We start from the raw sequence: 8,497 nt of genomic DNA, 5'->3' as shown, positions 1-8,497 counted from the left end.
TTCATCTGTTGAGAGATATGATCCAAACTCTGTCTTGGCAGATAATGTTACAAAACTTAACAATCAAAAACTCTCTATTATAGAAGATAAGTGGGCAAAAGCTTCTATGGCTTTTTCATTTGGAGCACTTTATAAATTTAGCAACTCTTTAGAAGCTAGTGCAAGATTTGCATATCTAACATCAGGAACTACTGATGATGCCATGAGCGCAGATGGGTCTGCTATGAAAGATGAAAAAAATTATAGATATGAACTAGGAGTAAAAAAAGTAGTAAATCAATACTTTAATCCTACGCTAAATCTCTTCTTATATGACAATAAAAACATAAAATCGCCTCTTTATTTTGGAACAAACAATGTTCCATATATAGTATTTAATCAGATAGATCAAAAAAGATATGGTGGGGAATTTGGTTTTGATGGTAAAGTAGACTCCTTTTACTACTCATTTAGCTACGCTCATGCAACGGCTGATGCAAAGAAAAACGAGATACCAAAACACAATATCTCTGCGCTTATGCAGAAAAAAATCGGGAACTATGCTCTAAATTTTTCTGGTAAATATCTAAGCACTTATGAGTCTAACTTTTTTACGATTGACAAAAAGTATCATGATGTAGGGGATTTTATCTCTATAAACCTCTCTCTAGACTACAACCACAAACTATTTCAAAACGATGCCAAATTATCACTCTACAGCAGAAACCTTCTTGATGAAAACTACATGACCATCTTCGGATTTGAAGATCAAGGAAGAGTAATAGGCACATCTTATGAGTTTAAGTTTTAATAGCAAGTTTATATTTTTATATCGTTATATCTATATTGATATAACAAAAAGGAGTTAAGATGAAACTAGGAATATTTCTACTTACAGAAAATTACAATAACAACACACAAAAGGCCATTTTAGATGATATTGAGTTTGGTGTTTTGGCTGAGGAGTTAGGTTTTGATGAAGTTTGGTTTGCTGAGCATCACTTTAACCCTTTTAGCGTTATACCAAACCCATCGTTGATGATGGCATCTTTGGCTGCAAAGACTAAAAAGATTCGTATAGGAGCTGCTGCTTTTTTAGCTCCTTTTTATAACTCAACAAGACTGGCGGAGGAGATTTCTACCCTTGATAATCTCTCAAATGGTCGTATAAATGCTGGCTTTGCTAAGGGTGGATTTACACTTGATTTGGAGTATTTTGACAAAGATGCGGATACTTTAAGAGATGAACTTTATCAAAATATAAAGACAATAGAGCAAAAACTCTATGAAGATGCAAGGTTTGAACCAAAACCAGTACAAGATAAAATCCCGACCTTTATAGCAACTTTTTCAACCAAAGAGACCATAGCGTTTGCCGCTAAAAACTCTTATGGTTTGATGTTTTCTCAAGGAGCAACTCTTAGTGAGTGTGTAGAAGCGCAGGAGTATTATAAAAATATAGCTGGATTTTACCCTCAGACTGTTCTTATGAGAGTTTTCTCAGTTGCACCGACTAAAAAAGAGGCTTACAGCACTGCAATAGTATCGACTGACCACTTTATAAAGTGCATGCGTGCAGTCAAATCAAAGCAAGACCAACCAAGCTTTAACAAAGATAATTATGAAAAACTACTAGCTCAAAGATATGAGTTTTTTGATGCTAGTAACTTTATGAAAGCTGCAATAACAGGAGGTGTAGATGAGTGTGCGGAGCAGATAAGAGAGATAAAGTCAAAGATAAAAAACTTACATCTAGTTCTAAAGGTTGCATCATCTGATATGGATGAGAGCAAAGAGATGCTAAGAGTTTTTAGCCAACAGATAAAACCAAAAATATAAGGAAAATATAATGAGAACAAGTGCAAGAAATGAGTTAAGTGGAAAAATTACAGAGATCAAAAGTGGCGGTGTTATGAGTGAAGTAGTTATAAAAGTGAGTGATGAAATATCTGTTTGCGCAACTATTACAAACGATGCAAAAGAGTCACTGTCTTTAAGTGTTGGAGGAGAAATCTCTGCCATTATCAAGTCATCTTTAGTGATTTTAAGTAAAGAAAAAGTCTCTGCATCTGCGAGAAATAACATAAAAACAGTAGTAGTTGATGTGACAAAAGGTGCAGTAAATAGTACAGTTAAGCTAAAGATAGCAGATAAAAATCTATGCGCAATTGTAACAAACGATGCTATAGAAGATCTGCAAATCAAGAAAAACGATAGCGTTTATGCGATTTTTAAAGCATCAAGTGTAATTTTAGTAGCGTAAGGGAAAAAGATGAAAAAAAGTTTTATAGCCCTCTCAGTGGTTGCATCTTTAGCACTCGCTGATGGTAGTTATACTTTGGGTAAAGTAAGTATTCAAGCGGTAAATGCAGAAAGTATCAACATGATTGAGCAAACTACTACATCTGCTGACATAGCTCAAAACAATGAAAGAACAATTGCTGAGTCGCTTGATAATGTGAGCGGTGTTAGTATGAATGATTCTGGTCCTCGTGGTGAAGCAAAGGTAAGTATTCGTGGACAAAGTGCTAGTAGGATTGGTATATTTATAGATGGCATCCCTGTCTATGTTCCTTATGATGGTAACTTTGATTTTGGTCGTTTTTTAACAAATGACATTGCAGAAATTGATATCTCAAAAGCCTACTCTTCTATCGCTTATGGTGCAAATACTATGGGTGGGGTTGTAAATATTGTCACAAAAAAACCAACTAAAGAGCTAGAAGGTAACATCAGAGGAGAGATAGTCCTAGATAGTGATGCAAAAATGGCAAGGCATCTAGAGAGTATCAATGTAGGTTCAAGAGTAGGAAACTTTTACGCTCAACTTGGTGGTAGTTATACTAAGCGAGATCATTTTCGTATGAGCGATAGCTATAGTCCTGTATCTGGATCTGAACAAGAAAAAGGAGATAGATTTCGCTCTGAAGCAAGAGATCAAAAAATAAGTTTAAAAGTTGGATATATAGCAGATGACACAAGTGAAGTTGCTCTCTCTTATGCAAAACAAGAAGGGCAAAAACAACATCCAGTAGAAGTAAATCCAAATCCTCGTCATATGGATTCACCATTTTGGGATAAAGAGACTTTTTCTATATCAGGACAAAAAAACTTTGGATCTAGCTACATAAAAGCACTTGCCTACTACGATAAGAGTGAAAATACTATGTACTTTTACAGGGATAAAACATATACTACTCTTCAGTTTTCCCCATCTTTATATGATGATTATAGTTATGGAGCAAGAGTTGAGTATGGCTTAGAGATAGGCGATAACTTCTTAAAACTTGCGGCTAACTATAAAAAAGATATTCACCGAGATATTGATTTATTTACAAATATTCTTAGTAAAAAGTATGAAGACCATACTATTTCTATAGGAGCTGAGGATAGTTATAAAATCACAAACGATTTGGAGATATTAGCAGGTATTAGTTATGACAGATTAGAGGCTGATAAAGCTTATGAAACAACTCCAAACGCTTATGTGGGTCTAGATACTATGTCGGCTGTAAATCCGCAAGCAGCCATCATATACACACTAACTCCTGAGTCAAAACTAAGGGCTAGTGCATCTCAAAAGACATATCTACCTTCAATGAAAGATAGATTTTCTGGAGGAATGGGCACAAAAGAGCCAAATCCTGATCTAGATAAAGAGATGTCTACTAACTACGAAGTTGGTTATACTTACAAAACTAAAGAGTTTCTTGTAGCAACAAATTTTTATTTTACTCAAGTAAAAGATGCTATTAGTAGCGTTAATACAGCTAAGACATATGTAAAAAAAAGTAAAACTTATTTTCTACAGCAAAATCAAAATATTGGTGATTTTGAACATACTGGTTTTGAGCTAGATGCTGCATATACTTTGGATGACACTAAAGTTGGAGGAAACTTCGCTTATATAGATGTTAAAGAGAAAAATATAAACAGTGATAAACGAACAAATGTACCAAAACATCAAGCCTTTGCATTTGCACAACAAAAATTAGGTGCGGGCTTTTCTTTCTATGCAAATATAAAATACCGCAATGGTGCATATGATCAAGATATTAATGACAACTATGTAAAAATCGGTTCATTTACAACATTTGATGCAAAAGTGATATATGCACCTATGAAAGAGCTTTTACTTGAAGTGGGTGTAAAAAATCTTACAGATAAATTGGTAGAATACAGTTTAGGTTACCCAGAAGCTGGCCGTGAATATTTTGCAACACTAAATTATAAATTTTAAGGAATAAGATGTTTTTAGAACCGATTGACTTTGCTAATATGTATACCAAACATAAGCAAAAGAGTGTTTTTAAGGGTAAAAAGAGTGAGGATTGGGACAAAAAATCTAAAGAGATGGCACCTCGCATGCAAAAATCTCACTATGTCGAGGACTTTATCTCTAAAATGCAGATTGATAAAGATGATGTGGTGCTTGATGTGGGTTGTGGACCGGGAACACTTGCTATTCCGCTTGCTAAAAAAGTAAAGCATGTAATCGCTATAGATTTTTCCCGCAAGATGCTTGATGAGCTTGAAGCTTTTGCTGCATCTGAGGGTGTGACAAATATCACAACTTATCATATGGGTTGGGATGATGATTGGAGTGAGATAGAAGCTGTAGATATTGTTGTGGCATCTAGAAGCATTGAAGTAATGGATATAAAATCAGCACTTCTTAAAATCTCAAATCTCGCTAGAAAAGCTTGTTATGTAACTTATATGGCAGGTGGTAGTTTTGTAGATATGAAGATCTTAGACTACATCGGCAAAACAATAGTTACAAAGCCTGACTTTTGGTACTTGCCTATCATACTTTATAAAGAGGGATATCTACCAAAAGTAGACTACATTCCAACAAGTAGTGGAAGTGTTCGCTACACTGATATAGATGAGTTTGTAAAGTCTCTTATCTGGAGTTTAGGCTCTTTAGATGAGGCTCAGCAGCAAAAAGCGAGAGAGTACTATGAACTATACATAAAAGATGCATCTGAGTCACCAAAAGATAGTGTTTGGGCGTTTATCTCTTGGAACTGTGGCACTAGGCGAGGCTAAAGCCTCACTTGCGAAAAGCCTTGAAAATAGATCTAAAACTTTGCTCTTTTTTGCCGATATGTAGTCTATAAAATAATGGAGAATATTATGAACACTTCTTATGGGATGGATGCTTATAGAGCACATGACCTCAATATCGCAATGAAAACTTCTAGCGGTGATGTTATAAAGATGGACTTTGCAAACCATCAGTCGGCATCTATGAGTCACAAACAAAACCAAAATGGCTCACAAACTTCTATGAGTTTCTCATCAATGCAATCATTTAAGTTCTCAGTAGAGAGCAATGGTATAGATGCACAAGATCAAAAAGAGATAGATGCTTTTATGAAAATAGCTCAACCTCATATAGACTCATTTTTAAAAGAACTTGAAGATGTGGCTCCTAAATCTCCTGTATCTCAACTAGCACACAAAATAGCTAGTATATTTGATCCAAATAAAGAAAGAGATGAAAATAGTAAAAATCACATCAAAACAAACATAGTAGAGATGTTTGACAACTCTATGAAAAAGTTAAAGATGCCAGAAAAATCAGAACAACTAGATCCTACTGAACTTATGAATAATATCTTTGAGCAAACTAAAAAACTTTTAGAAAAAACACTTCAAGAGTTTGATGAGTTCAACAAAAATATATATGCATAAAAACTCAAATAGGTGGCTTTTCTGGTATGAAAAATGCTCCCTATTTGTATGAAAACACTATTCCTAGCATTATTTTTATCTGTAAATATTTTCGCATCTTCCATTGAATTAAATTATCAAGAATTAAACAAGCAAGTAGACAAGATTTCGCCAAATCTCTCTGCTGAACAAAAAGTATCTTTATACTTTCTTATACTCTCAACTCACGAAAATATTACAACTTCACTCTCACTAGATAAGACAAGAAGCTCTTTCTTAGATGGTTTAGAGAGTCGCACACTAAAAACACTCTCAGATCTTCATGAAGAGAACCAAAACATAGATGCATCTCAAATAAGAGAGATGAAAGAGCTCTATATTGAGATAGTACGAGATGCTAAAGAGCTTATAAAAAACAGAGAAACAAAAGAAAATATAATATATAAAGATAGAGTTCTCTATGAAGAAAAAATCGTAGAAAAACCCTCAACTCTACTTAGTAGTACTTTTGCATTTTTTGGGATACTTTTAGGATTATTCATAGGATTTTTTATTTTTAGATCAAAGAAAAAAGAAGAAATTGATACTAAAGAACAAGACCATATAAATGAATCGAAAATTGAAGAGAGCTTAGCTGAGATAAGAGAATTAAAAGAACTAAATGAGACTCTCAATAAAGAAGTAAAATCTCTAAGTGCTTCTGCTTCTAAAGTCTTAGATCTAGAGAGTAAAAACTCTACACTTATAAGAGAACAAGAAGAGATGCATGAGTCTCTTAGATCTCTAGAGAGTGAGCTAAATCAGGAAATAATAACTCTTAACGAACAAAAAGAAAGTCTCATAATAGAATCAAATGAACTACAAAAATCTCAAGATGAAAAAGAGATAGTCTCCATAGAATTTGACAACAGAGTAGAAGCACTTCAAGAGCAGTCAAAAGATGTATTTAGCATCTTAAATACCATCTCAGATATTGCAGATCAAACAAATCTTTTAGCACTAAATGCAGCTATTGAAGCAGCGCGTGCAGGAGAACACGGAAGAGGTTTTGCAGTAGTAGCCGATGAAGTGCGAAAATTATCAGAGCGAACTCAAAAAACACTCCAAGAAGCTAGAGTAAACATCTCTAGCGTCGTTGATACTCTTTCTAATTTAAAAACTTAAGTTTTGATAATCTTTATTAAGTAAGTTTCCTGCTACCATTGGAGGTTTTGCTACTGTAACACCTTCAAGTAGTACCGAAGCATCTTTTGAAGCATTTGGCAAATATAGTGGGCAAACTTCTACTTTAGCTCCCATCTTTATGAGCATTTGAAGGTTTTGTTGTGGTGAGAGTTCTTTGCCATCTGGTCTTTTTACAAGTGTACCTTTTATATTTTTATCTGCTATATCTCCAGCTGGTCCACATAACACGATATTTACTTCTTTGTTATGTTTTTTAATACTCATCATAGATAAAACCATAGCCATCGCCTGAGTTTGAGGATTTTCAGAGTTTATCAAAACATTTAAACCCTTTGCCTGATCAGCACTTAAAACACTTGGTAAAGTTAGAATAGCACCTAAGGCTACTGTCGTAATTAATTTTTTCATTTTTTTCCTTAAAGTTTAAATTTATAGAGATTATACAGAAGAATAACATTATATTTACTTAATAAATAAATTACACTGGATTATAATAGCGAGTGTAATTGAATCTTTTGAAGAGTTGAAATTGAATTAAGTGCTCTGATTAATCTATAAACTAGATTCCGTGTCAAGCACGGAATGACGGTGCGTCTGTCATCCTGAACTTGATTCAGGATCCAACTTAATAATTGTTCAGAGCATTCAATTCAAAATCAAGCTCACTATGACCATGTCTTTGTCATCCTGAACTTGATTCAGGATCCAACTTAATAATTGCTCAGAGCATTCAATTCAAAATCTAGTTTAATAAAGGGCTTAATTTCTTTGTAAATGATGCCTCTACTTTGTTTGCTAGTAACTCTCAAACAAGCTCTGAATCTTACTAATATCGTGAGTTAAAGTGTGAAGCGGCTTAGCATGTCTGCCTCTTATAGCCTCTTCAAATGATACTCTGCTATTTTTATTTTTGTAAAGAACACCTATGGGCATAGGAATAGTCTCATAAGACTTTTTAACAGCTTGCTCAAAATCACTCGCATCATAAGAGTCATCTAAGACATAACTATTTTCGCTAAACCAATCATAGGTGTTTATCTTATTAAATGTGACACAAGGCTGTAAAATATCAACAAGTGCGTAACCCTTATGTAAAAATGCCTCTTTTAAAACCTCTTTTGCATGTTTTATATTGCCAATATTTACGCGTGCGACAAATCCAGCTTTTAAAGACAAGGCGACTGCCAAAGGATTAAACGGCTCATTTATAACTCCCCCAACTTGCACACCAGTTACAAAACCCCTCTGACTTGTAGGTGAAGCTTGGCCTTTTGTTAGACCATAGACCATGTTGTTGTGAACGATATTTACTATATTTACATCTCTTCTTATAGTATGGATAAAGTGATTGCCACCCTCTCCGTACATGTCGCCATCTCCGCCTTCAGCGATTACATGAAGATTTTCATTGCTTAGTTTTATGCCCGTTGCAACTGGGAGTGCTCTACCGTGAAGAACCCCAAACATATTTGTATCGACATAGTAAGGAGTCTTTGCCGCCTGCCCTATTCCTGAGACTATTACACAGTTCTTTTTCTCCACTTCTAGCTCTTCTAAAACCTCTTTTACAAGCTTTAAAATACCAAAGTTACCACAACCCGGACACCACGCAACATCCACATCTTTTCTATCAAATAGATGGCTCATAATATCT

Annotated in this window: 9 protein-coding genes; 7 read left to right on the top strand and 2 right to left on the bottom strand. The window is 34.5% G+C overall.

The window, feature by feature from the left end:
• From M0Q24_RS10875 to M0Q24_RS10845, 7 genes are all read left to right on the top strand, one after another.
• A partial coding sequence (locus M0Q24_RS10875) for a hypothetical protein (protein ID WP_295050572.1) occupies positions 1 to 790 on the top strand: 790 nt, incomplete at its 5' end.
• A gap of 59 nt (positions 791 to 849) precedes the next feature.
• Positions 850 to 1,818: an LLM class flavin-dependent oxidoreductase gene (locus M0Q24_RS10870; RefSeq protein ID WP_295050570.1), complete on the top strand. Its 969-nt coding sequence runs from the start codon at positions 850 to 852 to the stop codon at positions 1,816 to 1,818.
• A 10-nt stretch (positions 1,819 to 1,828) separates the two neighbouring features.
• A complete protein-coding gene (locus M0Q24_RS10865; protein WP_295050567.1) occupies positions 1,829 to 2,242 on the top strand; it encodes a TOBE domain-containing protein in 414 nt (137 codons plus the stop codon).
• Between the two features lie 9 nt (positions 2,243 to 2,251).
• Positions 2,252 to 4,219 carry a TonB-dependent receptor gene (locus M0Q24_RS10860; protein ID WP_295050565.1) on the top strand — a complete coding sequence of 656 codons (1,968 nt, stop codon included), beginning with the start codon at positions 2,252 to 2,254 and terminating at the stop codon, positions 4,217 to 4,219.
• 8 nt (positions 4,220 to 4,227) lie between these two features.
• Positions 4,228 to 5,031, top strand: a complete 804-nt coding sequence (locus M0Q24_RS10855) for a class I SAM-dependent methyltransferase (RefSeq protein WP_295050563.1) — start codon at positions 4,228 to 4,230, stop codon at positions 5,029 to 5,031.
• 87 nt (positions 5,032 to 5,118) lie between these two features.
• Positions 5,119 to 5,679, top strand: a complete 561-nt coding sequence (locus M0Q24_RS10850; protein ID WP_295050561.1) for a hypothetical protein — start codon at positions 5,119 to 5,121, stop codon at positions 5,677 to 5,679.
• 48 nt (positions 5,680 to 5,727) lie between these two features.
• Positions 5,728 to 6,822 (top strand): methyl-accepting chemotaxis protein, encoded by a 1,095-nt coding sequence (locus M0Q24_RS10845; protein WP_295050560.1) that lies wholly within the window; start codon positions 5,728 to 5,730, stop codon positions 6,820 to 6,822.
• On the opposite strand, the gene M0Q24_RS10840 is transcribed toward M0Q24_RS10845, so the two are convergent.
• Positions 6,811 to 7,251, bottom strand: coding sequence for a hypothetical protein (locus tag M0Q24_RS10840; RefSeq protein WP_295050559.1), 441 nt, complete (start codon positions 7,249 to 7,251; stop codon positions 6,811 to 6,813). The genes M0Q24_RS10845 and M0Q24_RS10840 overlap by 12 nt on opposite strands.
• 387 nt (positions 7,252 to 7,638) lie before the next feature.
• Positions 7,639 to 8,497 (bottom strand): thiamine pyrophosphate-dependent enzyme (locus M0Q24_RS10835; protein WP_295050557.1); only part of this gene is annotated, 859 nt, incomplete at its 5' end.

The sequence above is a fragment of the Sulfurimonas sp. genome (assembly GCF_023228785.1).
Lineage (GTDB): Bacteria > Campylobacterota > Campylobacteria > Campylobacterales > Sulfurimonadaceae > Sulfurimonas.
Note: the sequence above shows the minus strand (reverse complement) of the source record. Positions and strands in the feature narration are given on the sequence as shown.

What these genes read in the sequence shown, in the direction of transcription:
- M0Q24_RS10870 (WP_295050570.1), top strand. Translation starts at nt 850, where the DNA reads ATGAAACTAGGAATATTTCTACTTACAGAAAATTACAATAACAACACA.
- M0Q24_RS10865 (WP_295050567.1), top strand. Translation starts at nt 1,829, where the DNA reads ATGAGAACAAGTGCAAGAAATGAGTTAAGTGGAAAAATTACAGAGATC.
- M0Q24_RS10860 (WP_295050565.1), top strand. Translation starts at nt 2,252, where the DNA reads ATGAAAAAAAGTTTTATAGCCCTCTCAGTGGTTGCATCTTTAGCACTC.
- M0Q24_RS10855 (WP_295050563.1), top strand. Translation starts at nt 4,228, where the DNA reads ATGTTTTTAGAACCGATTGACTTTGCTAATATGTATACCAAACATAAG.
- M0Q24_RS10850 (WP_295050561.1), top strand. Translation starts at nt 5,119, where the DNA reads ATGAACACTTCTTATGGGATGGATGCTTATAGAGCACATGACCTCAAT.
- M0Q24_RS10845 (WP_295050560.1), top strand. Translation starts at nt 5,728, where the DNA reads ATGAAAACACTATTCCTAGCATTATTTTTATCTGTAAATATTTTCGCA.
- M0Q24_RS10840 (WP_295050559.1), bottom strand. Translation starts at nt 7,251, where the DNA reads ATGAAAAAATTAATTACGACAGTAGCCTTAGGTGCTATTCTAACTTTA.